General features: G+C 59.8%; 21 protein-coding genes and 1 other RNA gene. 9 read left to right on the forward strand and 13 right to left on the reverse strand.

What is annotated here, in order from left to right:
- Positions 1-83 precede the first annotated feature (83 nt).
- Positions 84-359, reverse strand: coding sequence for a hypothetical protein (locus C4N23_RS03995; RefSeq protein ID WP_055189284.1), 276 nt, complete (start codon positions 357-359; stop codon positions 84-86).
- Positions 360-538: 179 nt separating this feature from the next.
- On the opposite strand from C4N23_RS03995, the gene C4N23_RS04000 reads away from it, so the two are divergent.
- The gene (locus C4N23_RS04000) at positions 539-1732 is read left to right on the forward strand and encodes an MFS transporter (RefSeq protein ID WP_112144215.1); all 1194 of its coding nucleotides are present in this window, start codon (positions 539-541) and stop codon (positions 1730-1732) included.
- Between the two features lie 49 nt (positions 1733-1781).
- Here C4N23_RS04000 and C4N23_RS04005 read toward each other — a convergent pair whose 3' ends face one another.
- The 7 genes from C4N23_RS04005 to C4N23_RS04035 all read right to left on the reverse strand — a co-directional run bounded on the left by C4N23_RS04005 (position 1782) and on the right by C4N23_RS04035 (position 9402).
- Entirely contained in the window at positions 1782-3101 is a 1320-nt protein-coding gene (locus tag C4N23_RS04005) for a thymidine phosphorylase (RefSeq protein ID WP_112144217.1), read from the reverse strand.
- 141 nt (positions 3102-3242) lie between these two features.
- Complete coding sequence (locus tag C4N23_RS04010) at positions 3243-4160, reverse strand: ABC transporter permease (RefSeq protein ID WP_112144219.1); 918 nt, start codon at positions 4158-4160, stop codon at positions 3243-3245.
- A 1-nt stretch (position 4161) separates the two neighbouring features.
- A complete protein-coding gene (locus C4N23_RS04015) occupies positions 4162-5331 on the reverse strand; it encodes an ABC transporter permease (RefSeq protein WP_112144221.1) in 1170 nt (389 codons plus the stop codon).
- Positions 5332-5337: 6 nt separating this feature from the next.
- Complete coding sequence (locus C4N23_RS04020; RefSeq protein ID WP_097839381.1) at positions 5338-6849, reverse strand: ABC transporter ATP-binding protein; 1512 nt, start codon at positions 6847-6849, stop codon at positions 5338-5340.
- A gap of 259 nt (positions 6850-7108) precedes the next feature.
- Entirely contained in the window at positions 7109-8290 is a 1182-nt protein-coding gene (locus C4N23_RS04025) for a BMP family lipoprotein (RefSeq protein ID WP_112144223.1), read from the reverse strand.
- Positions 8291-8495: 205 nt separating this feature from the next.
- Positions 8496-8945: a cytidine deaminase gene (locus C4N23_RS04030; protein ID WP_055189296.1), complete on the reverse strand. Its 450-nt coding sequence runs from the start codon at positions 8943-8945 to the stop codon at positions 8496-8498.
- Between the two features lie 13 nt (positions 8946-8958).
- Positions 8959-9402 (reverse strand): GNAT family N-acetyltransferase, encoded by a 444-nt coding sequence (locus C4N23_RS04035; protein WP_112144226.1) that lies wholly within the window; start codon positions 9400-9402, stop codon positions 8959-8961.
- A 147-nt stretch (positions 9403-9549) separates the two neighbouring features.
- Here C4N23_RS04035 and C4N23_RS04040 point away from each other — a divergent pair, with 147 nt between their 5' ends.
- Together C4N23_RS04040 and C4N23_RS04045 are read left to right on the forward strand one after the other, a co-directional pair.
- Positions 9550-9816 (forward strand): type II toxin-antitoxin system RelB/DinJ family antitoxin, encoded by a 267-nt coding sequence (locus tag C4N23_RS04040; protein WP_097839298.1) that lies wholly within the window; start codon positions 9550-9552, stop codon positions 9814-9816.
- Entirely contained in the window at positions 9817-10080 is a 264-nt protein-coding gene (locus C4N23_RS04045; protein WP_112144229.1) for a Txe/YoeB family addiction module toxin, read from the forward strand.
- Positions 10081-10135: 55 nt separating this feature from the next.
- Here C4N23_RS04045 and deoD read toward each other — a convergent pair whose 3' ends face one another.
- The 3 genes from deoD to C4N23_RS04060 all read right to left on the reverse strand — a co-directional run bounded on the left by deoD (position 10136) and on the right by C4N23_RS04060 (position 13841).
- On the reverse strand, positions 10136-10855 hold the full coding sequence (deoD, locus tag C4N23_RS04050) for a purine-nucleoside phosphorylase (protein WP_112144230.1): 720 nt from the start codon (positions 10853-10855) through the stop codon (positions 10136-10138).
- A 25-nt stretch (positions 10856-10880) separates the two neighbouring features.
- Positions 10881-12770 carry a peptidoglycan DD-metalloendopeptidase family protein gene (locus C4N23_RS04055; RefSeq protein ID WP_112144231.1) on the reverse strand — a complete coding sequence of 630 codons (1890 nt, stop codon included), beginning with the start codon at positions 12768-12770 and terminating at the stop codon, positions 10881-10883.
- Positions 12771-12929: 159 nt separating this feature from the next.
- Complete coding sequence (locus tag C4N23_RS04060; RefSeq protein ID WP_112144232.1) at positions 12930-13841, reverse strand: RluA family pseudouridine synthase; 912 nt, start codon at positions 13839-13841, stop codon at positions 12930-12932.
- 109 nt (positions 13842-13950) lie between these two features.
- On the opposite strand from C4N23_RS04060, the gene rnpB reads away from it, so the two are divergent.
- The 4 genes from rnpB (at position 13951) to C4N23_RS04080 (ending at position 18485) form a co-directional block, all read left to right on the forward strand.
- Positions 13951-14288, forward strand: an RNA gene (gene rnpB, locus C4N23_RS04065) — RNase P RNA component class A.
- Between the two features lie 191 nt (positions 14289-14479).
- Positions 14480-16408 carry an NAD(+) synthase gene (locus tag C4N23_RS04070; protein WP_112144233.1) on the forward strand — a complete coding sequence of 643 codons (1929 nt, stop codon included), beginning with the start codon at positions 14480-14482 and terminating at the stop codon, positions 16406-16408.
- A 3-nt stretch (positions 16409-16411) separates the two neighbouring features.
- Positions 16412-16771, forward strand: coding sequence for a NusG domain II-containing protein (locus tag C4N23_RS04075; protein WP_112144234.1), 360 nt, complete (start codon positions 16412-16414; stop codon positions 16769-16771).
- A gap of 25 nt (positions 16772-16796) precedes the next feature.
- Positions 16797-18485: an LCP family protein gene (locus tag C4N23_RS04080; RefSeq protein WP_112144235.1), complete on the forward strand. Its 1689-nt coding sequence runs from the start codon at positions 16797-16799 to the stop codon at positions 18483-18485.
- A 62-nt stretch (positions 18486-18547) separates the two neighbouring features.
- Here C4N23_RS04080 and C4N23_RS13965 read toward each other — a convergent pair whose 3' ends face one another.
- On the reverse strand, positions 18548-19030 hold the full coding sequence (locus C4N23_RS13965) for a hypothetical protein (RefSeq protein ID WP_181567067.1): 483 nt from the start codon (positions 19028-19030) through the stop codon (positions 18548-18550).
- A 151-nt stretch (positions 19031-19181) separates the two neighbouring features.
- Complete coding sequence (locus C4N23_RS04090) at positions 19182-20360, reverse strand: phosphopentomutase (RefSeq protein WP_112144236.1); 1179 nt, start codon at positions 20358-20360, stop codon at positions 19182-19184.
- A 326-nt stretch (positions 20361-20686) separates the two neighbouring features.
- On the opposite strand from C4N23_RS04090, the gene pyk reads away from it, so the two are divergent.
- Both pyk and C4N23_RS04100 read left to right on the forward strand, forming a co-directional pair.
- Entirely contained in the window at positions 20687-22441 is a 1755-nt protein-coding gene (gene pyk, locus C4N23_RS04095; RefSeq protein WP_055189314.1) for a pyruvate kinase, read from the forward strand.
- A gap of 12 nt (positions 22442-22453) precedes the next feature.
- On the forward strand, positions 22454-22906 hold the full coding sequence (locus C4N23_RS04100; protein ID WP_112144238.1) for an S-ribosylhomocysteine lyase: 453 nt from the start codon (positions 22454-22456) through the stop codon (positions 22904-22906).
- The last annotated feature ends 41 nt before the right edge of the window (positions 22907-22947 follow it).

Raw genomic sequence — 22947 nt, forward strand, 5'->3', positions numbered from 1 at the left:
TCGATTCAACGATTTACTGGAAGGAGGGTGCACCTGAATGGTCGGAACTGCTGCGCGGTTTACTCGAAATCCCGCGTCGTAGATTAAGCGTTTCCGGCTCGAAGTGCGCCCATTTTTAGGGGATATCCCTCTCCGTCTGCTGTGTAGCCAGCTCCCCCGAAGGGGAAGTCATTGGCATACCGGGTAGGCCCTGCGGAACACACAGGTCTTTTTTGCGTGAACGTGCGGGCCTTGTCCTCATTGGCAGATATTTCTTCCAGCAAAGCGTGGAGCATGAATTTTGTGCTGCACAGCTTTGCTGTGCGTTTTTTCTTTTCCAAACGCAGTTTTGATACAACCTCTCCGTCAATGCTTCGCATTGCCACCTCTCCTTGTAGGAGAGGCCTTGGCAGTCCACACCGCGTGTCCGGTTTCGCCAGAGACTCTCCTACCAGGAGAGCCGTCGAGCGTGAGCGAGACTGAGAGGTTGTACGAAGGATCATCAAAAAGGCGCACTTTCTATTTTGAAATCGATTTGTTCAATAGAAAGGGTGTTCCCATGAACCATCCGCTCAACCTGAAAAGACAGCTCCGTTGTATTTATCTTTCCGATTTTTTCTCCGGCCTGCGCATCACGGATGCGGTCTGGGTGGCCCTGCTGGCCGCGCGGGGCTTCTCACTGCTGGAGATCGGTCTTGCCAAAAGCATCTATTATACGGTCAGTCTGCTGGCCGAGATTCCCAGCGGGATGGCCGCTGACCTGTTCGGCCGTAAGCGCGCCCTCGTCTTGGGCGGTGTCCTGGTCGTGGCCTACAACTTATTGATAGCCTTTGCCCCGAACCTGTTTGTCATCTGCCTTGCTATGGCGTTGAACGCACTGTCCAACGCCCTGTTCTCCGGCACCAGTTCTGCACTGACCTACGACAGCTTGAAGCAAGCGGGCCGCGAACAAGATTACATTCAAGTATCGGCCAATGAGTACCAGATCACAAATGTTACCAATGCCCTCGGTTCACTGACCAGTCTTCTGCACAAATTTCTGGGCTTTTCCGGATTTTATCTTCTGAGCGCCGCTTTTGAGAGCATTTCTGCCCTTGCCATCACACGTTTAGAGGAACCCATCGTCACCGAAACGCAGGCCAGCCGGAAGCAGCATCCTCTGCGGGAGCTGCCCGCCCAATTTGCTCAGCTGATCCAGGACAGTCTGCGGGTCCTCCGCTCCTGCCCGTCAGTCGGGAGACTCATTCTGTCCAGCGCCGTCATCAGCGGCTCCAACTATCTGAGCATCATGTTCTTTCAACAGCGTCTGGTAGAACTGGGATATCCCACTTCGCTGCTGTTTCTTCCGTTACTGTTCAGCAATCTGGCTGCTATGCTGGGTACGGAATGGGGTCGTCGAATCCACCTGCACAGTTTCCGGCGGTTTTATACCCTCTGTGCCCTGCTCTGCGGCATCGGATGCCTCTGCGTGGGTGCCGCGCCTGCACTGGTGGGCATTTTGGGTTGTATGCTGGCCGAAGGCGTATTGGGTGCCTGGCTCCTGCACGAGAACCGACTGTTGAACGATGCCATCCCCAGTGACCAGCGGGCCACTCTCATCAGCATGGACAACATAGCCTACAGTCTGCTGATGATTCCCGCCAGCCCGCTCGTGGGTGCAATCGGGGACATTTTCGGGCAGGCCGGGGCCGGACTCGTTCTTCTGGGGCTTGCCGTTGCCCTCAGTGGGCTGATCGTACAAAAGCAGAACTGACACAAAAGGCAGAGCCGAAAAATCCCGGCCCTGCCTTTTGTTTGATCTCTTAATACCGTTCCACACCGTCTTTTGTGACGAGGGCGTAGACCAGCGGGGCTTCGTCGGGCTTTTCGGGACCGTAGACGAGGCCGCTGCGGTACTCTTCGGCGGCGGCGGCGAACTTCTCCGCTGCGCCGTAGAAGGTGGCGAGGCTTTCGCCCTTGTGGACGTAGTCGCCGCGCTTTTTGTGCAGGGTGATGCCGGCGGCAAAGTCCAGCGGGTCGCCCTTCTTCTGGCGGCCGGCACCCAGCAGGACGCTGGCGGAGCCGATCTTCTCGGCGTCATTGGCGACGATGTAGCCGTCCTGCTCGGCCAGCAGCTCATAGCTGGCAGCGGGCTTTTCGAAGAGGCTGTAGTCGTCCAGCACGCGGGTATCGCCGCCCTGCGCCGCGAACATCTCCTTACACTTGGCGAAGGCGGAGCCGTCTGCGATGACGGCCTCGGCCATGGCGCGGCACGCGGCGGGGGTGCCCTTATCGGCCAGCACCAGCATATTCGTCGCCAGTTGGAGGCAGACCTCGGTCAGGTCGGCGGGGCCTTTGCCCTTGAGCACCTCCATGCTCTCCATCACCTCAAGGCTGTTGCCGATGTTGCGGCCCAGCGGGGTGTCCATATCGGTGATCATGGCGGCCACCCGGCGGCCGTGGTGGGTGCCGATGGAGACCATGAGCTTGGCCAGCTCAATGCTCTGATCCACGGTCTTCATGAAGGCACCGGTGCCGGTGGTGACATCCAGCAGGATGGCGTCCGAGCCGGAGGCCAGCTTCTTGGACATGATGGACGACGCGATGAGCGGGATGCAGCTGACGGTGGCCGTCACGTCCCGCAGGGCGTACATCTTTTTATCCGCCACGGCGATGCCCTCGCTCTGGCCGATGACCGACAGGCCGATCTTGTTCACCTGCGCGAAGAAATCCTCCTGCGAGAGGGCGGTCCGGGTGCCGGGCACGCTCTCCATCTTGTCGATGGTGCCGCCGGTGTGGCCGAGGCCGCGGCCGCTCATCTTGGCGATCTTCACGCCGCACGCCGCCACCACGGGCGCGATGACGAGGGTGGTCTTATCGCCGACGCCGCCGGTGGAGTGCTTGTCCACCTTGATGCCGGGGATGGGCGAAAGATCCACCATGACGCCGCTGTGGGCCATCACGTCGGTCAGCTCGGCGGTCTCCGCGTCGGTCATGCCGCGCAGGTAGACGGCCATCATCCAAGCGGCCATCTGGTAATCGGCCACTTCCCCGCTGACGAACCCGTTGACGATGGCTTCCAGCTCCTCACGGGTGTGGGTGCCGCCGTCCCGCTTTTTCGCGATCAGGTCATAAATACGCATAAAGTCACGCTCCTGTTTTCCTAGTTTCTGGTTCCAGTATATCAAATCTTGGCACAAAATCAAGGCACATTTTAGACGTTTTACACGAAAACGGGCGCAGCCGCCCGAAAGCAGCTGCGCCCGGTAAACCTTGCGTCCGAATCAGCGGGAACCCTTGTCGTAAGGGATGCCCTCGGCCTTGGGGGCCATGCTGTTCTTGGAGGTGAAGGCCAGAATGATCATCGAAGCGATGAACGGCATCATGTTATAGATGTTGCTGGACCAATGGAACTGCGCAAGGAAGGTGGAGTCGGCGATGTTGGCCAGACTCTTGAAGACGGCGAAGAACATTGCCGCCGCGCAGATGTTGAAGGGTTTCCACTGGCCGAAGATCATAACGGCCATGGCGAGGAAGCCCGCACCGGCCACGCCGACTTCGAAGTTCCACGTCTGGACCGGAGGCACGATGTAGGCCATGCCGCCGATGGCACCCAGCGCACCGGAGATCAGCACGCCCGCATAGCGCATCTTGTAGACGTTGATGCCCACGGAGTCCGCTGCCTGCGGGTGCTCGCCGCAGGCACGCAGCCGCAGACCGAAGCGGGTCTTATACAGCACGATATAGCTGATGACGAGCAGGACGATGCCCAGCGGGACAAAGACGCTCAGCTCCAAACCGCCGATGCTGAACAGGAACGCCTTATTGGAATAGTTCAGCTTGGCGCTGCCGCTGTCGCTGAAATATTTGGCGATGACGACTGCAATGGCGGTCGCCAGCAGGTTCAGTGCCGTGCCGCCGATGGTCTGGTCTGCCTTCAGGTTGATGGAGGCGAAGGCCAGCAGCAAGCTGTAGACCACACCGGCCAGCGCCGCCACAAGGATGGAGATGAGGACCACCAGCGCCGGGGACATGCTGGAGGGAAGCATGGTCAGGGTGAGGACACCCGCCACGCCGCCGATGACCATGATGCCTTCCAGCGCGATATTGATGATGCCGGAGTGCTCACTGAACATACCGCCCAGTGCCACCAGCATCAGGACGATGCCATACAGCAGGGTATATTTGATCAAAAGCAGCATCTTACTTGCCCTCCTTCTTTGCGTTGGCCTTTTCCGCCGGGGCAGGCTCTGCATTTACGTTGGTCTTGTCCGCGTTCTTGAACAGCATCTTCTGGATCTTGCCGCGGAAGAGCATCGAGAATGCGCACAGATAGATGATGATACCGCTGATGAGGTCGGCGATCTCCGTGGGGTAATACTTGGTGGAAAGGAAGGTGCCGCCCACCGAGATGTGGGAGATGAAGATGGCCGAGAAGATGGTGCCGATGGGGTTGGAGCTTGCCAGCAGGGCAACGGAGATGCCGTTGAAGCCCATGGCCGGGAGGCTGGTGGAGTTCAGCGGGTTCCACTGGCCCACGTTGGACAGGTAGAACAGGCCCGCGCCGAAGCCGGACAGCGCACCGGCGATGGCCATGGAGAGGATGATGTTCTTCTTCTCGTTGATGCCGGCGTAGCGGGCTGCGCTCTTGTTCAGACCGACGGCCTTCAGCTCATAGCCGAAGGTGGTCTTGTTCAGCACGACCCAGATCAGGACGGCCACGATGGCCGCCAAGAAGATGGCAATGGTAGTGCTGTTGGTCTGGAACAGCTTGTTCAGGCCGAAGTCCGGGATGATGGACTGGGCGTAGTCCGCGCTCTTGCCCAGATTCAGGGTGCGGGTGTTGCGCACGTCGTACATGGGGCCGGTGCCGTTCTGGTAGACCAGCTCATTGACGAGGTACAGGCCGATCCAGTTGAACATGATGGAGGTGATGACCTCGTTGATGTTGAAGTAGGCCTTGAAGAAGCCGGGGATCGCGCCCCAGATGCCGCCCAGAATGGCCGCCACCAACAGGCAGACGAACCAAGGCAGCTTGAGCATGATAGCGCAGTAGAGGGCACCGTAAGCGCCCAGCGTATACTGGCCGGCCGCACCGATGTTGAACAGGCCGGTCTTGAAGGCAAAGCCCACGGAAAGGCCGGTCATGACGAGCGGCGCGGCATTGGCCAGCATCTTGCCGACGCCGTAGGGGGCATCATAGAAGCCGCCCTTGAGGATGCGGACAAAGCCGTCGCCCCATGCGTGGGCCGGGTTGATGGCCAGCAGCACAAGGAAGCCGACGGCCATGCCGATCACGATACACAGCAGTGCCGCCAGAACGCTGGTGATGGAACTCTGGAGGACTCTGTGGGAAAGTTTGTTGTTCTTCATTCCTGCTTACTCCCCTTTTCCCTGTTTGCGGGCGCCGGCCATGTAGAGGCCCAGCTCCTGCACCGTGGTGGTCTTGGGATCAAATTCGCCCACGATCTCACCCTCATACATGACAAGGATGCGGTCGGACAGGTTCATAACTTCGTCCAGCTCCAAGCTGACCAGAAGGACAGCCTTGCCCTTGTCGCGCTCCGCCACGATCTGACGGTGGATGTATTCGATCGCACCCACATCCAAGCCGCGGGTGGGCTGGACAGCGACCAAGAGCGTGGGATCCTTATCGATCTCACGGGCGATGATGGCCTTCTGCTGGTTGCCGCCGGACATGCTGCGCACGATGGTGGAGCTGCCCTGACCGCTGCGCACGTCGTACTGCTGGATCAGCCGATCGGAATACTCGCGCACCTTATCGCTGCGGATGAAGCCGTTCTTCTGGAACTCCGGCTGCCAGTAGCGCTGGAGCACGATGTTGTTCTCAAGGCTGTAATCCAGCACCAGACCGTGCTTGTGGCGGTCTTCGGGGATATGGCTCATGCCGTCCTTGGAGCGCTGGCGGATGCTCTCACTGGTGATGTCCTTGCCGTCCAGCATGATCTTGCCGCCGTTGATCTTTTCGAGGCCGGTCAGGCCATAGATGAACTCGGTCTGGCCGTTGCCCTCGATACCGGCCAAGCAGACGATCTCCCCGGCGTGGACTTGGAACGAGACGTTCCTGACGGCATCCTTCTTGTGCTGGGGGCTTTGCATGGTGACGTTCTCCACGTCCAGCACCACCTTGCCCGGCTTTGCGGGCTTTTTATCGACCTGAAGCTGGACATCACGGCCGACCATCATGCGGGAGAGCTCCTCCTTGGTGGTGTCCTTGATATCCACGGTTCCCATATACTTGCCCTTGCGCAGGACGGTGCAGCGGTCGGCGACCGCCATGATCTCGTTGAGCTTGTGGGTGATGAAGAGGATGGACTTGCCCTCCTTCTTGAACCCGCGCATGATCTCCATCAACTCGTCGATCTCCTGCGGGGTCAGGACGGCGGTGGGTTCGTCGAAAATCAGGATCTCGTTGTCGCGGTAGAGCATCTTCAGGATCTCAACGCGCTGCTGCATACCGACCGAGATATCGCTGATGAGCGCATCCGGGTCCACACGGAGGCCGTACTTCTCGCTCAGCGCCATGACCTTCTTGCGGGCCTCGGCCTTCTGCAAAAAGCCCAGCTTATTGGGTTCCACGCCCAGAATGATGTTGTCCAGAACGCTGAAGCACTCCACCAGCTTGAAGTGCTGGTGCACCATGCCGATGCCCAGTGCGTTTGCGTCGTTGGGGTTGCGGATGGCGACCTCCTTGCCGTTTTTGAGGATCTTGCCCTCCTCCGGCTGATACAGGCCAAACAGAACGCTCATCAGCGTACTTTTGCCCGCACCGTTTTCGCCCAACAGGGCGTGTACCTCGCCTTTGCGCAGCTGCAGGGTGATATCATCGTTTGCCTTGATACCGGGGAATTCCTTGGTAATGTGGAGCATCTCGATCACAAAATCCTCTGCCAATCTGCTCACTCTCCTTTCGTGCCGGTTCGACACCTATACTATTCTATCTCCCATTATACCGTATTTTTGCCGTTTTGCACACTTCTTTTTGAATTTTTAAGGAATCACCATATCAAAAGTATGACTTTTGTGCAACTTCTCCAGTTTTTTCCGAAGTCATCTTTCGATCAAGGGCTGCAAAAAAAGGAGGGGCACCCATGCGGGGTGCCCCTCCTTTGGGGTTTTATAGGAGCAATTACTGGATGTAGTTGACGGTGGTGAACTCGCTGACGGTGGGCTTGGTAGCGTCGTCGGAGCTGTTGTCAACAGTGATCTCGCCGGAAGCGATCTTCTCCTTGAGGGACTCATAGTCCTCCACGGTGAAGGTGTCGAAGTTCCAGCTGTCCTCATCGGTGGGCAGACCAATGTAGTCGCCGTCTTCCAGACCGAAGTTGCCGTTGGAACCGGAGATCTCGCCCCACTCGCCAGCCTCGATGTCGGACAGAGCGGTCTCGACAGCAGCGGACAGGCCCTTCATAGCAGAGGTGATGAACGGGTTGTAAGCGTAGGAACCATCTGCCACGCCGTTGACGCCGATGTAGTTCTGGTCAACGTCAACACCGATGACGTAGCCGTTGTTCTTCAGAGCAGCCTCGACAGCGGAGGTGTAGATGCCGCCGCCGCAAGCGAAGACAACCTGCGTGCCGTTGGAGTACCAGCCCTCCATACGGGAGGTGATGTTTGCGTCGCCGTAGAACTGGCCGCCGTAGAAGTAGTTGACCTCGATGTTCTGGCCCAGCTCCTGAGCAGCAGCGTCAGCGCCCTGCACGAAGCCATAACCGTAACGGATAACTGCGGGAACAGCCATGCCGCCGAGGAAGCCCAGCTTGGTCTTGCCGTCCTTCGTGATGGCGTAACCAGCCAAATAACCTGCCTGCTCCTCCTTGAAGGTGATGCAGTAGCAGTTGGTGGGGATGCTGTCGGTGCCGATATCGCCCTGCGTCACATCGATGGCGATGAACTTGACATCGGGATACTGCTCAGCAGCCCATGCCAGAGAAGCGCCGTACAGGTAGCCGACGCAGACGATGACCTCAGCGCCATCGTTGACAGCCTGACGGATCATGGTCTCGCGGTCCTCATCGGAAGCGTCTGCTTCGGGGATGTAGTACTGGCAGTCATCGCCCATGTAGGCAGAGACGGCGCTCCAGCAAGCCTGATTGAAGCTCTCGTCATCGATGGTGCCGGTATCGCAGGTCAGAGCGACCTTTACGATCTTGCCAGCAGCCTCAGAGCCGGCTGCAGATGCAGCGGAAGAGGATGCAGCAGCAGAAGAAGCGGTGCTGGTGGAAGAGGAAGAACCGCCGCAAGCGGTCAGAGCAGCAGCAGCGGCAGCGGCACCAGCCACAGCCATAAAGTTACGACGAGAAATCATCATAAGTAAAATCTCCTTTTATGTGTACAAAAACTTTCGTTTTACGACCAAATGTGCACACTCGCACATTTACTGGTTCAAGTATAGCCGGGAGATGTGAGGAAAGCAAGGAAATTCCGATTACAAAATCTTTACAGATTTTTTGTAAAATTCGCGTAAAAGTAATACCTTTTAGCCAATTTCGCGTGTTTTCCCGCTTCCGGGGCCGTTATTCTTCCACGGCCTTGTTGCCCGCCACATTGGAGGGCCCGAAGCCGAAGGGCAGCAGCTCGTCCATGCTGCGCTCGATGAAGTCGTCCGGCGTCTTCGCCATGATGACGTTCAGCTCCGGCCCGCCGAACTCGAACAGTGCCTGACGGCAGACGCCGCAGGGGGAGGTGATCTGCTTGTTCACCTCGCCCCGGCGGGCACCCACGATGGCGATATCGGTAAACTTGGTCACGCCCTCGCTGACGGCCTTGAACAGCGCCGTGCGCTCGGCACAGCTGGTGGGGGTGAAGGCGGCATTCTCCACGTTGCAGCCGGTGAAGATGCGGCCATCCTCGGCCCGCAGCGCCGCGCCCACCATAAAATCGGAATACGGCACATAGGCTCCCTCGCGGGCCTTCAGCGCCATTCGGATCAGCTCTTTCTTTTCGTCTAAAGTCAGATTGGTCATAGGGGCCTCCTTTTCATTCTAAAGTATAAACAAACGTTTCTGCGTCTTTCTGAACAAATCCTATACTTTCAAACATTTTGCGGGACTGCTTGTTGAAAGAATAAATTTCTGCATAGCATCGCGGATACTTCTTCTCTTTTGCCAGTGCAAGAATCTTTCCAATCACTGTTCTCCCAATGTGCCGATTCTGATACCCTTTGCAGACCACAATCGAAATTTCTCCGCTTGTCTGCAAGCATACATCTCCGCACAGAATGCCCTTATATTCAATGTAGAACAAATCACCATGACTACTCAGATACTGGTACATATTTTTCAGGATAGACAGGTCATAAATGCGATTCTGATTATCTACATGATGGCACAGTTCTGCGTCCTGATACCACGGAAGGGCAATTTCATAGGCTGGGTAATAAGGTACAAGGCGGATATCCTGATTTGGTTGAAAGTCGTTCATCTTTCATCCCCTCTTTTGCACTTCAATTATACGGCGTGTTCTCAAATTCTTCAAGAGATTTCTCGTTATTCATTTATTATGTAATGAAAGTTCTTGCATTTTTCATTACAGACGCATATAATAGAATCAAGAAAGAGGTGTATTAGAATGGCAAATGCAGTCAATGTGAACTTCCGGATGGACCCAGACCTGAAACGCAACATGGAGGAAGTCTGTGCTGAGATGGGGCTTTCCATGACGACTGCTTTCACGATTTTTGCGAAAAAGGTCTCGCGCGAGCACCGCATTCCATTTGAGGTCTCTGCTGACCCGTTCTACGCAGAGAGCAACATCAATCACCTGCGTCAGATCGTGCACGACATCGACACCGGTAAGGCCAAGCTCACCGAGCACGACTTGATCGAGGTAGATTAAATGAGATTGCTTTGGGAAGAGGAAGCGTGGGAAGATTATTGTCTTTGGCAGACACGAGACAAAAAGCTGCTGAAGCGGATCAATGCCCTCCTAAAGGATATTCAACGGAACACCTATGAGGGCATCGGCAAACCCGAAGCCTTAAAGGGCGATTTGAGCGGCTGGTGGAGTCGCCGAATCGACGACACGCACCGAATCGTTTATAAGGAGCAGGACGGAAATATCATCATCGCGTCCTGCTTCGGACATTATGATGACACCTGAAAAGAGGGGGCAGCTGCCGTGTGGTAGCCGTCCCCTCTTTCTTTTCAAACCATAATCAGTATTCTGCCCCCAAGGCGACCTTCATCATACTGGTGAAGCTGTTCTGACGCTGCTCGGCGGTGGTGATCTCCGGGGAGACGAAGCTGTCGGAGATGGTCAGCAGGCAGGCGGCGTTCTTGCCCAGAACCTGTGCATTGGCGAAGAGGGCGTAGCTCTCCATCTCCACGCAGAGGCAGCCGCGCTCGTCCCGCAGCTTTTCCCAATAGGTCGGCTTTGCGTCGGAGGGCTGGCGGTAGAAGACATCGGAGGAGTGGATGCTGCCCTCGATGAGAGGGATGCCCTGCTTTGCGGCGGAAGCGCGGAGCTTCTCGTTCAGGCTCTCGCTGGGCAGGGTGATGTCCCCCTCGAAGCCGCTCTGGACGCGGGCATAGTTGGACTCGCTGACGGCACCGGTGGCCAGCACAACGTCAAAGAGCTTGGCCTTGTCGGTGTAGCTGCCCGCAGAGCCGATGCGGATGATGTTATCCACATCGTAGAACTTGAACAACTCGTAGGAGTAGATGCCGATGGAGGGCATCCCCATGCCGCTGCCCATCACGCTGATGGGGTGGCCCTCATAGGTGCCGGTAAAGCCCAGCATCCCGCGGACAGCCGTGACCTGACGGACATCCTTGAGGAAGGTGTCTGCAATGAATTTTGCCCGCAGCGGATCGCCGGGCATCAGAACGGTTTTTGCGAAGTCGCCTTTTTCAGCGCTGATGTGAGGGGTTGCCATAGTCTTGATCTCCTTTATTTTATTTTTATTTCTTACCGGGGAAGAAATTCTGTGGGGCCAGATAGGAACCGCTGCGACGGATCTCAAAGTGGCAGTGGTTGCCGCTGGAACGGCCAGTGCTGCCCACATAGCCGATGAGCTGGCCTTGGCGGACGCTCTGGCCCGCACTGACGGTCAGGGACAGGCAGTGCGCATAGACCGTGGTGTAGCCGCCGGAGTGGCTGATGATGACCGAGTAGCCGTAGCCGGTGCCCGCGCCCGCCTTATTGTAGCCCGCCTTGGTGACGGTGCCGCCGGCGGAGGCGTAGATGGGCGTGCCCGCCGGGGCGCAGATATCCACGCCCTTGTGGCCGCTGCCGTACCAGCGCGAGCAGTAGCGGTAGTTGGGTACAGGCCAGATGAACTGGCCGCTGCCGGTAATGTACTGGGTTTTGTTGGTCACCTTCTTGGTGCCGACGACGACCTTCTTGTTCACGGCCTCCTTGATGGTCTGGGTCGAGAGGACCGTCTGCTCCAGCAGGGTGCCGTTGGTATCATAAACATTCTGCAGCGTCACGAGGCGGATGCCGTTCTCGCCCTCCTGCAGGGTCTTGGTGGTGCCCTTGGTATAATCGCTGGACTTAGTGGTCTCGGTGCTGAAGGGGATCTCCTCCTGCCGGGCCTCCACCTTGGTGATCCGCACCTCCAGCGTCGCTTCTTCCTTGGTCACGATGAGGGTATCGCCTTCCTGAATGTTCGATGTCTCGGTCAGGGGTGCCCCCTTGAAGTTGGTGTTCAGGGCACACAGTTCGCGGAAGGTCAGGTCATTTTTCTGGGCGATGGACCACAGGGTGTCGCCGGTCTGGACCGTGTAGGTCTGTTCCTGCTGGCGGACACCGGAGATCAGATCCTCGATGGAGTTGTCATCCTCGAAGCTGTCGTTGAAGTAGATGCCGTCTTCCAGCGTGACGGTCTTGTTGAAGCCGACCGTCACGTTCTCGTCGTCCTTGTACTCCTCTTCGTAGGGGCTGACCATATTGTTCAGGTAGGTGCGCAGCGCGTCGCCATCGGAGCAGACTGCGGTGAGCTCGCCGTCCAGATACAGGGCCGTGCCCTCGCTGATCTCGTCGCTGGCGCTCTTCAGAATGGCGTCGGCGGTCTCGCTCTCGTCCATCACCTGATGGGCGATGGAGATGGTGTAGGTCGGCTCAATGGTCCAATCGGTCTTATCGGTGCCCGCGTAATTGATACGCTGCATCACGTCGTCACGGGCGAGGTTGAAGACCGTTTCGTTGGCCACATAGCCGACGGTCTGGCCGTTGACCTGCACCGCCAGCGCATAGGGCTGGCGGATGGTGTGGTTGAAGACGGACAAGAACACCGCCAGCATACAGACCGGCAGGATGTACATGGCCATCCGGGGCAGCAATTCGCGGTTGCGCCGGATGCCGCTGGCAAAGTAGTGGGCGCTGGCCTTGAGCGCCGCGCCGAAGCCCTGCTTTTTCCGGACATCGTAGGCGTGCACCAGCAAAGAGCCGATGCCCCGGAAGAAGAGCAGAATGGGGCCGAACAGCTCCCGGAACATCTGGGCCGCGCCGGGGAAAGCGGTGACGGCCACCTCATGCAGCACATCGCAGATGCCGTGCCACAGCCACAGCCACCCGGCGGCAAGGCCGCGGCCCACACGCACCAGCGTATATTCGGCAGCAAAGCCCAGTGCGTAAAGCTCTTCGCCCACCGTCAGCACCATGGCGCTCCCCCGCAGCTTCTGCGACAGGTTGTTCATGCGGTGCTGTGTCTTGCGGCGGAAGTGGTGTCTCCGCAGCAGCCGGCTGCACTGGAGCTGGGCCCACAACGAGCGCAGCGTCCGCTTGTGCTTCACCGGCGGCGCTGACGGGGTCTCCTGCCGCGGTTCATTTGTCTTTTCGTCGATCAAAAGGGGTTGCTCCTTCCTGACAAGGATCAAAAATCAAGTCCAAAAATGACTCATTCAGTCTTATTATACACTCTGTCCGCACCGAAACAAGGTTCCTCACAGAATTTGGGCAGACCTTTCACGGACTTTTCACTTCCTTTTCATATTTGAAAAGGATTTTTATCCCAGAAGGGCCTTCATATCCGGCGGCAGCGGGCTTTCGACGGTGACGGTCTGCCACGCCTCGTCCCGGCCGGGCACCTGCACCCGGATGCCCTCCGGCGTCACGGTATGCCGCGGCACCCGGAAGGTCTGGCTTGCGCAGTGGAGCGCCTGACGCCCGATCTTCTCCCGGCTGCCGCCGTAGAGGTCATCCCCGGCCAGCGGGTGCCCGATGGAGGCGAAGTGGACCCGAATTTGATGGGTCCGGCCCGTCACCGGTACACAGGCGGCAAGGCTGAGGCCGTGATCCGCTTCTAATACGGTATACTCCGTGCGGCTGGGCTTGCCCTCCGGCGTCACGCACCGGCCGATGATGCTCTCCGCCTGTCGGCCGATGGGGGCGTCGATGACCCCTTCGCCGAGGGGAAGCTCCCCTTCTGCGATGGCGTCGTAGCGCTTTTCCACATTCCGGGCCAGCAGCGGGGCCGCGTAGGCATTCTTCGCCGCCAGCACAAGGCCGCTGGTGTCTTTGTCGATCCGGTTCACCGGGCGGAAGACCGGGCTTTCGCCCCGCGCTTCCATCAAGGCAGCATAGCCGTTGGCCAGCGTACCCAGCGGGTAGTTCAGCGTGGGGTGCACCGCAAGGTGGGGCGGCTTTTCCAGCACGATGGCGAACGCATCCTCGTAGACGACCTTCACCGGGATCTCTGGCTGGGGGGCCACGCCCGCGCCGTCTTCGGGCAGCTCGAAGGAGATGTCCTGCCCGGCGGCCACCCGGCGGTTGGCAAGGATGGGTTCCCCCTCCGCAAAAAAGCCGCTGCCGTGGAATTTCACCGCGCGGGCAAGCTCGGTGGAGACGGCACACATCCGCAGAAAATTGCGCAGCAGCGCGCCATCCGCTTCGGGCGGGACGGAAAAGATCAGCTTCATCCGTTCTTCCCTCCCCCCAAAAATTGCACGCGATAGATAAGTTTATTATATCAAATTTCGGCTGTACTTGCAATTCTTGTTTTTTTATGGTATCATGAGGGACGGAAAACGAGTGGAACATACGGCGGCGGGGCGGCTTTGACCGCCCTGAGGAAAGTCCGGGCCTCACAGAGCACGGTAACTGCTAACGGCAGCCGAGGGCGACCTCAGGGAAAGTGCAACAGAAAGGAAACCGCCGCAGCAATGCGGTAAGGATGAAAGGGCGAGGTAAGAGCTCACCAGCGCACCGGTGACGATGCGGCTTTGTAAACCCTACCGGAAGCAACACCTATATGGGACGGATAGCGCTGCTCGCGTGTCCCGATGGTGGCATGAGCCTGTCAGCAATGGCAGGTCGAGACAGATCGTCGTTTAATACAGAACCCGGCTTACGGTCTATCTCGTTTTCCATTTTGTGTTCGTTCGGAGCTGCCGCAGCCTGTCTGCGGCGGCTCTTTTTGTTTGCTCCCGCTTTATTCACGCAATTTTTACCGCTCTGTCACTTTTCGTTTGGCGCAGAGTGTGGTATACTATGTGCACCACAGCGGCCCATCTGTCCGCCGTGGCCAAACACAACAGACAGGATGTGAAATCCTCCGATGAAAGATGGATTTTTGAAAGCAGCAGCTCTCTCGCCCGCACTGCGGGTGGCGGACTGCACCTATAACACCGCCCAGATCATCCAGCAGCTGCGCGAGGCTGCCGGGCGCGGGGTCAAGCTCGCGGTCTTCCCGGAGTTCTGCCTGACCGGCTACACCTGCGGCGACCTGTTTTTGCAGCGCACCTTGCAGCAGGGTGCGCTGACCGGCTTGCAGACGATCTTGGACGCCAGCCGGGAGCTGGACGTGGTGGCGCTGGTGGGGCTGCCGCTGCTGGCGCGGGGCAAGCTGTACAACTGCGCTGCCGTCCTCTGCCGCGGGCAGCTGCTGGGTCTTGTGCCCAAGACCTACCTGCCCAACTACGGCGAGTTCTACGAAAAGCGCCAGTTCACCCCCGGCTCCACCGAGGTGGAGACCATCACGGTCTGCGGCCAGCAGGTGCCCTTCGGCACCTCGCTGCTCTTCCGCTGCCGGGAGATGCCGAGCTTCGTGTTGGGCGTCGAGATCTGCGAGGATCTGTGGAGCGCTCTGCCGCCCTCCACCTTCCACGCCCTCGCCGGGGCCACCGTCATCGCGAACCTTTCGGCCAGCGACGAGACCGTCGGCAAGGCGGAATACCGCCGAGCATTGGTGGAGAACCAGTCCGCCCGTCTGCTCTGCGGTTACCTGTACGCTTCCGCCGGGCACGGCGAGAGCACGCAGGACATGGTCTTTGCGGGCCACGACCTCATTGCTGAAAACGGCACCCTGCTGGCCGAGGCGGCTCCCTTCGCGGGCGGCCGCGCCGAGACCGAGCTGGATTGTCAGCGGCTGGAGGCCGAGCGGGCCCGCAACACCAGCTTTGAGCCCTCTGCCGACGGCTATGTGACGGTGGAGTTCAGCCTGACCCCCGCCGACGCCGTGCTGACCCGCTGGGTGGACCCCACCCCCTTCGTCCCCGGCGACCCCAAGCGCCGCGCCGAGCGCTGCGAACTGATCCTGAAGATGCAGGCCGACGGCCTTGCCAAGCGGCTGGAACACGCCCACGCCAAAACGGCGGTCATCGGCATCTCCGGCGGGCTGGACAGCTGCCTTGCTTTGCTGGTGGCCGTCCGCGCCATGAAGCAGCTGGGCCGCCCCACCACCGATGTGCTGGCCGTGACCATGCCCTGCTTCGGCACCACCAAGCGCACCCGCAGCAATGCGGAAATTTTGTGCGACGAACTGCACGTCAGCTTCACCGAAATCGACATCGCCAACACCGTCCACAGCCATTTTGCCGACATCGGGCAGGATGAAAGCGTGCTGGACGTGACGTTCGAGAACGGTCAGGCCCGCGTCCGGACACTGGAGCTGATGGACACTGCCAACCGCACCGGCGGCCTCGTGGTGGGCACCGGCGACCTTTCCGAACTGGCGCTGGGCTGGGCCACCTACAACGGCGACCACATGAGCATGTACGGCGTGAACGCAGGCGTACCCAAAACGCTGGTGCGCCATCTCGTCCGGTACGAAGCCGACATTGCCGCCACAGCAGAGCTCAAGAACGTCCTGCTGGACATCCTCGACACCCCCGTTTCCCCCGAACTGCTCCCCGCCAAGGACGGCGAGATCGCGCAGAAGACGGAGGATCTCGTGGGCCCCTATGAGCTGCACGACTTTTACCTTTATTACGTGCTCCGCTTCGGCTTCGGCCCGGCGAAGATCTTCCGCTTGGCCAAGGCGGCCTTTGCGGGCCGTGCCGAGTACCCGGACGAAGTGCTGTACAAGTGGCTGCGCAATTTCTACTGGCGGTTCTTCGCCCAGCAGTTCAAGCGCAGCTGCCTCCCCGACGGCCCCAAGATCGGCAGCGTGACCCTCTCCCCCCGCGGCGACTGGCGGATGCCCAGCGACGCGGCGGCGGCGCTCTGGCTGGCCGAGCTGGAACAACTTTTCCCCCACGAAGGATGACCCATGAAACAACATTCCAAACTTTTCGTCAACCTGATCTTTGCCGCGGTGATTCTGGCCGCTGCGGGCATTCTGTTCGCCCTGCGTGCCGCCCACACCACCCCCGGCAGCACTTTGGAGGCGGAGCTGATCTACGGCGACGCCAACACCGTGCAGAAGTTTTCTCTGGACAAGGATGCGACGTATGACGTGGACACCGGTACCTACACCGTCCACATCGAGGTCAAGGACGGCGCGGCCCGCTTTGTAGACTCGCCCTGCCCCGACCACATCTGCGAAGGCTACGGCTGGCTCTCGGCAGAGGATCAGTCGGCCACCTGTCTGCCCGCCCGTGCGGTGCTGACCATCGTCCCGCTGTCCTGAGGGACCAGTCGAAAGGAGTTTTTCGATGTTCGATGAAAAAGATACTTCCCGGCATGTGCACCGGGGTGCCCGGAACGACCCGGACAAAACGGTGGTGGTAGACAGCTCGGCGTTCTTTGCGCCCGAAACGGCCCAGCCGACGCCGCCTCCGCCCGCCAAGAAGCCCCCGAAAAAGAGCAGCGCCCCGGCCCCGCAGCCGCCCCGCCGCTCTTCCGGAAATGACTACAAGCCCCCGAAGCGAGGTTCCGTTTTGCTGATCGTACAAGCCATCCTCAGCGTGGCGGCGTTCATCCAACTCTGCCGCACCCAGATGCTGCCCACCCTCTACCTCGTCATCATTGCGGCGCTGCTGGTGCTGTTCTGGCTGCTGGTCAAGCGCTGTCAGGAATACAAGGCCCCCGGCACCGTTTCCCGCGTGTTCTCGGTCTTTCTGTGCGCCATGCTGGCCGTCGGCTGCGTCTGGGCGCAGCAGGGCCTTGCCGCGTTGGATAACGTCACCTCCGGCCTGATCTCCGGCGCAGAGGCCAACAAGATCACCAAGGAGCCTTTTGTGCTCTACCTCAGCGGCGTGGACAACCGCGGTGAGCTGACCGAAAAAGCCCGCAGTGACGTGAACATCCTCGCTGTGGTCAACCCCACCACCAAGCGGGTCGCCCTCATCAACACTCCCCGCGATTACTACGTGGATCTGGCGGGCACTGACAGCAAGGATAAGCTGACCCATGCCGGCCTGTACGGTGTGGAGACCAGCATGGCCACGCTGGGCAACCTGTACGGCATCCAAGTGGACCACTACATCCGCATCGACTTTTCGGGCTTCATCAGCATCATCGATGCCGTAGGCGGCGTGGACGTCTACTCCGATCAGGCCTTTACCTCGGTGGGCAGCCCCGGCTACTATGACCCCACCACCTTCGCCGAGGGCTGGAACCATCTGGACGGCAAGAGCGCGCTGGCCTTTGCGCGGGAGCGCCACGCTTTCGCTTCCGGCGACATCCAGCGCGGCATCAACCAGATGAAGGTCATCGACGCCATGGCGAACAAGCTCAAGTCCCCCACCGTTCTGATGAGTTTTTCCAAGCTGATGGACGCCGTTTCCAACTGCTTCGTGACCAGCCTTTCGCAGGAGCAGATCTCCGCGCTGGTCCGGATGCAGCTGGGGGACCTCGCCAACTGGGACATCGAGAGTTGCTCCGTGACCGGTTCCAGCGGCAAGAGCAGCCAGTGCTACTCCGCCAAGGGCCAGAGCCTCTACGTCATGAAGCCCGATGAAAGCTCCGTCAGCAAGGCCAAGGAGCTGATTGCCTCTGTTCTGGGCGGCGAGGGTACCGTCAGCGACACCCAGCAGACCCCAGAGAAGACCGACGTCCACACCCCGACCGCCGACCCCAACGCCGCCGTTTCCGTGCCGGAGACCCCGGCCGACAGCGTGATCGTGGAGGAACCGGCGGAGAGCATCCCGGAGGAGGAAGTGCCCGCCGACGAGCCCCCCGCGGAAACGACCCCGGAACCCCCGGCTGACGGTGAGCAATCCGCTTCCACCGAAGCCCCGGCGGAGGAGGCCCCCGCCGAGAGCGATTCTGGCGACGGTTCCACCGAGGCACCGTCCATCTCCCTGCCTACGCAGGAGCAAGTGGAACAGGCGGCTTCCTCCCTCCATCAGGCCGCTTCCACCGTGCTGGATGCCCTGTTTGGTTCCAGCTCCGGGCAGTAAATAGCCGCAACAAAAAATTCCCGAACCGTTTGGTTCGGGAATTTTTTTCGCCTTAGATTCGTTTATTCCGCGTCGCCCAGCTCGAAGGTCTTGACGGAAGCGGTGCCGTTGCGGCCGACCTTGTCGGCACGCAGATACTGGCGGGTGGTCTCGCCGTTGGAGGTCACGTCTGCCACATACACGGTGTTCTCCTCAGCCTCGATGGGGAACTCCTCGACCATGCCCTTCATGGGCTCAGCGCTCAGGTCCTCGTAAGCGCCATTCAGCTTCCACAGCTTCATGGTATCGCCGTTGGAGAGGGTGAACTCGCCGTAGCAGTCGGCGTCGTAGGTCTTGCCGTTCACTTCCATCTGCTCGGTGCTGACCACGCTGGCCGCAGCGGCTTCGCTGGAAGCGCTCTCGGAAGCGGCCACAGAAGAGGCAGCCTCGGAGGATGCAGCAGCGGAAGAAGCAGTGGTAGAGGAGGCGCTGCCGGAGCAGCCCGCCATGGACAGGGCCAGCACAGCAGCAGCCAGTGCAACGCCCATCGCACGATTCAGTTTCATTGTATGAACTCCTTTGTTTGTTCCAATCCTACATTTGCCCGCCCACAAAGAGCTGATCTGCTCTTTCCTCACGGACAGGCAAGAATCAGTCTACCACAATGGAAGCCACACTTCAAGCATTTTCGTGGATTTTGTTGCCATTCTGTGACTTTTACTTCAGGATTTCCGGCAGAATGCTCTGGCCGTCGAGGGTGGAGGCATCCACGCCGAGGTAATCGCAGATGGTGTGGGCGATGGTGCCGAAGCAGCGCTTGGTGCCGAGGTCCACGCCGGGCTTGACGCCCTTGCCGCAGATCAGGTAAGGCACATACTCACGGGTGTGGTCGGTGGTCTTGGTATAGGAGGGGTCGCAGCCGTGGTCGGCAGTGATCATCAGCAGATCGCCCTCCCGCATACCGGGGACGAAGTCGGCGAGGAAGCGGTCGAACTCGGTGGCGGCGGCGGCATAGCCTGCCACGTCGCGGCGGTGGCCGTAGAGCATGTCGAAATCCACGAGGTTCACAAAGGCGAGGCCCTCAAAATCGCGGGTCTGCAGCGCCTTGGTGAAGGCGATGCCGTTGGTGTTGCCGGTGGTTTTGATCTTTTCCGTCACGCCCTCGCCGTCGAAGATGTCGAAGATCTTGCCCACGGCGATGACGTCCCTGCCCGCATCTTTCAGCAGGTCCAGCATGGTGGCGCGGGGCGGCTTCAGGCTCAGGTCGTGGCGGTTGGTGGTGCGGTAGAAGGTATCCGCCGTGCGGCCGAGGAAGGGCCGGGCGATGACGCGGCCCACGCCGTACTCGCCTTTCAGCATCTCGCGGGCGATCTCGCAGTAGCGGTACAACTCGTGTACCGGCACCAGCTCCTCGTTGGCCGCCACTTGGAAGACGCTGTCGGCGCTGGTGTAGACGATGAGGGCGTTCTCCTGCATCGCCTGTTCACCGTAGTCCTTGAGCACCTGCGTGCCGGAATAGGGCTTGTTGCAGAGCACCTTGTGGCCGGTCTTTTCCTCGAACGCATGGATCAGCTCCTCCGGGAAGCCATTCGGGAAGGTGGGCAGCGGTTTCGGGCTGACGACACCGGCGATCTCCCAATGGCCGATGGTGGTATCCTTGCCCATGCTCTGCTCCTGCAGCCGGGCAAAGGCACCCACCGGAGCGTCGGACTTCTCCCCCGTCGTCACGCCGTCGATGTTGAACAGGCCCAGCTTTTGCAGGTTGGGGCAGTTGAAATTCGGGTGCTTCGCGATTGCGCCGAGGGTGTTGGTGCCCGCATCGCCAAAAGCGGGGGCGTCCGGCTCTGCGCCGATGCCAAAGCTGTCCAGAACGATCAGAAAGACACGTTTTTCCATAGATGGTTCTCCATTTCGTCTTTGTCGGTGTCCCACGGGAAAGTGAGACTTATTTCTGGCTCCATTATAAGCAAATCTTCCCCCGGATGCAAGGGCTTTCCCCGCGCTGCAGCACCTTACGAAATTTTAACCAAATCTTTGCAATCTTCCTCTTGCCCTATTGTATCCAACCGTTTATAATATAGAGTGGTGTGGTTTTGAACCAAAGCCACCAAGGCGTCTTTCGCCGCGGCAAAAGGCCGGGGATCCCGTCCTTTGCCAAATGCAGCCGTTTGGGCTGCTGCGTTAAGATAGAGAGTAGTATTGAGAAAGTTGGAGGTACTGAAATGAGAAAAACGAAGATCATCTGCACCCTTGGCCCTTCCACCGACAAAGGCGACGTCCTGCGCGACCTGATCGCCAACGGCATGAACGTGGCCCGTTTTAACTTTTCCCACGGCTCTTACGAGGAGCACGGCGGCCGTCTGGCCAAGCTGAAGGCTCTGCGCGAGGAGCTGGGCAAGCCCGTCGCCGCCCTGCTGGACACCAAGGGCCCGGAGATCCGCCTGAAGGAGTTCAAGAACGGCGTCGAGATGCTGGAAGCCGGCCAGACCTTTACCCTGACCACCCGCGAGGTGGAGGGCACCAAGGAGATCTGCTCCATTACCTATAAGGACCTGCCGCAGGATGTCCACGAGGGCGGCACCATCATGCTGGACGACGGCCTGATCATGCTGCGCATCGAGAAGGTCACCGACACCGACATCACCTGCACCGTGCTGAACAACGGCAAGATCAAGACCAAGAAGGGCGTCAATGTCCCCGGTGTCCACCTGTCCATGCCGTACCTGAGCCAGAAGGATCGCGAGGACATCATCTTCGGCATCCAGAACGGCTTTGACTTCATCGCCGCTTCCTTCGTGCGCACCGCACAGGACGTCTACGACATCCGCAACCTGCTGAACGAGTACGACTCCAACATCCGCATCATCGCCAAGATCGAGAACCGCGAGGGCGTCAACAACATCGACAGCATCCTCGCTGCCGCCGACGCCGTCATGGTGGCCCGCGGCGATCTGGGCGTCGAGATCGACTTCACCGAGCTGCCCGGCATCCAGAAGAGCATCATCGACCGCTCCTTCTCCTTCGGCAAGCCCATCGTGACCGCCACGCAGATGCTGGACAGCATGATGGTCAACCCCCGCCCCACCCGCGCCGAGATCTCCGACGTGGCCAACGCCATCTATGACGGCACCTCTGCCATCATGCTCTCCGGCGAGACCGCTGCGGGCGCATACCCGGTCGAGGCCCTGAAGACCATGTCCGCCATCGCCGAGCGCACCGAGAACGAGCCCCACTACCGTGACGAGCGCTTCAAGGAGGCCCACGGCCAGATCAGCGTCAGCGACGCAACGGCTCACGCCGCCTGCCTGACCGCCAAGGACGTCAACGCCGCCGCCATCGTCACCGTGTCCGAGTCCGGCAACACGGCCCGCCTGCTGAGCAAGTACCGCCCCACCCAGCCCATCATCGCCTGCGTCATGGACGAGCAGGTGCAGCGTCAGCTCTCCCTGAGCTGGGGCATCACCTCCCTGCTGATGGGCCCCGCCCGCAGCACCGACGAGCTGATCGAGATGTCCACCGCACTGGCCCAGAAGAACGGCTACCTCCACAACGGTGAGCTGGCCGTCGTCACCGCCGGCGTCCCCGTGGGCGTTTCCGGCACCACCAACATGATCAAGATCCACATGGTCGGCAACTGCCTGTCCACCGGTGTGGGCGTGGGCCGCGAGAGCGCCGCTCTGACCAGCGCTTCCGGCAAGGCTTGCGTCTGCCGCACGCTGGACGAGATCCGCGCCAAGTTCAAGCCCGGCATGGTTCTGGTCGTTCCCTCCACCACCAACGAGATGCTGGAGTACGTCCGCGACGCCGCCGCTCTGGTGGTCGAGGAAGCCGGCCTGAACAGCCACGCCGCCATTGCCGGCAAGGCCCTGCTCAAGCCCACTATCGTGGGTGCCGTCGGCGCTTGCAGCCACATCCGCGACGGTCTGGACATCGCGGTGGACTGCGCACACGGCAGCGTCCAGCGCCTTCAGGCGTAAGAGGTGAGCGAGATGGAACGGATCGCAAGCTTTTGCGTAGACCACACCAAGCTCGACCGCGGCATGTACCTGAGCCGTCAGGACGGTGACGTGCTGACTTGGGACATTCGGATGAAGAAACCGAACCACGGCGATTACCTTTCCACCGGTGCCGCGCACACGCTGGAGCACCTGTTCGCCACCTACGCGCGGAACAGCGCCTACAAGGACGGCGTCATCTACGTCGGCCCTATGGGCTGCCGCACCGGCTTCTACCTGCTGACGCGGGGCCTGACCCCCGCCGAGGCGCTGGCGCTGATCGTGGAATCCTTCCGCTTCATGGCCGCCTTTGAGGGTGCCGTCCCCGGTGCCAGCGAGGTGGAGTGCGGCAACTACCGCGATATGGACCTCCCCGCCGCTAAGGCCGAGGCCGCCGCCATGCTGCCTGTACTGGAAGGTTTGACTGCGGACGAGCTGCACTACTAACCCATCAAACTGCAAAAATGGAGTGATTCCTGCCGGAATCA

It is taken from the genome of Faecalibacterium hattorii (assembly GCF_003287455.1).
Taxonomy (GTDB): Bacteria; Bacillota; Clostridia; order Oscillospirales; family Ruminococcaceae; genus Faecalibacterium; species Faecalibacterium hattorii.

Excerpts from the sequence above, each read along its gene's own strand:
- C4N23_RS04025 (WP_112144223.1), bottom strand. The coding sequence starts at position 8,290 with ATGATGATTTCTCGTCGTAACTTTATGGCTGTGGCTGGTGCCGCTGCC.
- C4N23_RS03995 (WP_055189284.1), bottom strand. The coding sequence starts at position 359 with ATGCGAAGCATTGACGGAGAGGTTGTATCAAAACTGCGTTTGGAAAAG.
- C4N23_RS04100 (WP_112144238.1), top strand. The coding sequence starts at position 22,454 with ATGGAACGGATCGCAAGCTTTTGCGTAGACCACACCAAGCTCGACCGC.
- C4N23_RS04060 (WP_112144232.1), bottom strand. The coding sequence starts at position 13,841 with ATGAAGCTGATCTTTTCCGTCCCGCCCGAAGCGGATGGCGCGCTGCTG.
- C4N23_RS04075 (WP_112144234.1), top strand. The coding sequence starts at position 16,412 with ATGAAACAACATTCCAAACTTTTCGTCAACCTGATCTTTGCCGCGGTG.
- C4N23_RS13965 (WP_181567067.1), bottom strand. The coding sequence starts at position 19,030 with ATGAAACTGAATCGTGCGATGGGCGTTGCACTGGCTGCTGCTGTGCTG.
- pyk (WP_055189314.1), top strand. The coding sequence starts at position 20,687 with ATGAGAAAAACGAAGATCATCTGCACCCTTGGCCCTTCCACCGACAAA.
- C4N23_RS04000 (WP_112144215.1), top strand. The coding sequence starts at position 539 with ATGAACCATCCGCTCAACCTGAAAAGACAGCTCCGTTGTATTTATCTT.
- C4N23_RS04010 (WP_112144219.1), bottom strand. The coding sequence starts at position 4,160 with ATGCTGCTTTTGATCAAATATACCCTGCTGTATGGCATCGTCCTGATG.
- C4N23_RS04030 (WP_055189296.1), bottom strand. The coding sequence starts at position 8,945 with ATGACCAATCTGACTTTAGACGAAAAGAAAGAGCTGATCCGAATGGCG.
- C4N23_RS04045 (WP_112144229.1), top strand. The coding sequence starts at position 9,817 with ATGAGATTGCTTTGGGAAGAGGAAGCGTGGGAAGATTATTGTCTTTGG.
- C4N23_RS04020 (WP_097839381.1), bottom strand. The coding sequence starts at position 6,849 with ATGCTCCACATTACCAAGGAATTCCCCGGTATCAAGGCAAACGATGAT.
- C4N23_RS04040 (WP_097839298.1), top strand. The coding sequence starts at position 9,550 with ATGGCAAATGCAGTCAATGTGAACTTCCGGATGGACCCAGACCTGAAA.
- deoD (WP_112144230.1), bottom strand. The coding sequence starts at position 10,855 with ATGGCAACCCCTCACATCAGCGCTGAAAAAGGCGACTTCGCAAAAACC.
- C4N23_RS04070 (WP_112144233.1), top strand. The coding sequence starts at position 14,480 with ATGAAAGATGGATTTTTGAAAGCAGCAGCTCTCTCGCCCGCACTGCGG.
- C4N23_RS04090 (WP_112144236.1), bottom strand. The coding sequence starts at position 20,360 with ATGGAAAAACGTGTCTTTCTGATCGTTCTGGACAGCTTTGGCATCGGC.
- C4N23_RS04005 (WP_112144217.1), bottom strand. The coding sequence starts at position 3,101 with ATGCGTATTTATGACCTGATCGCGAAAAAGCGGGACGGCGGCACCCAC.
- C4N23_RS04015 (WP_112144221.1), bottom strand. The coding sequence starts at position 5,331 with ATGAAGAACAACAAACTTTCCCACAGAGTCCTCCAGAGTTCCATCACC.
- C4N23_RS04080 (WP_112144235.1), top strand. The coding sequence starts at position 16,797 with ATGTTCGATGAAAAAGATACTTCCCGGCATGTGCACCGGGGTGCCCGG.
- C4N23_RS04035 (WP_112144226.1), bottom strand. The coding sequence starts at position 9,402 with ATGAACGACTTTCAACCAAATCAGGATATCCGCCTTGTACCTTATTAC.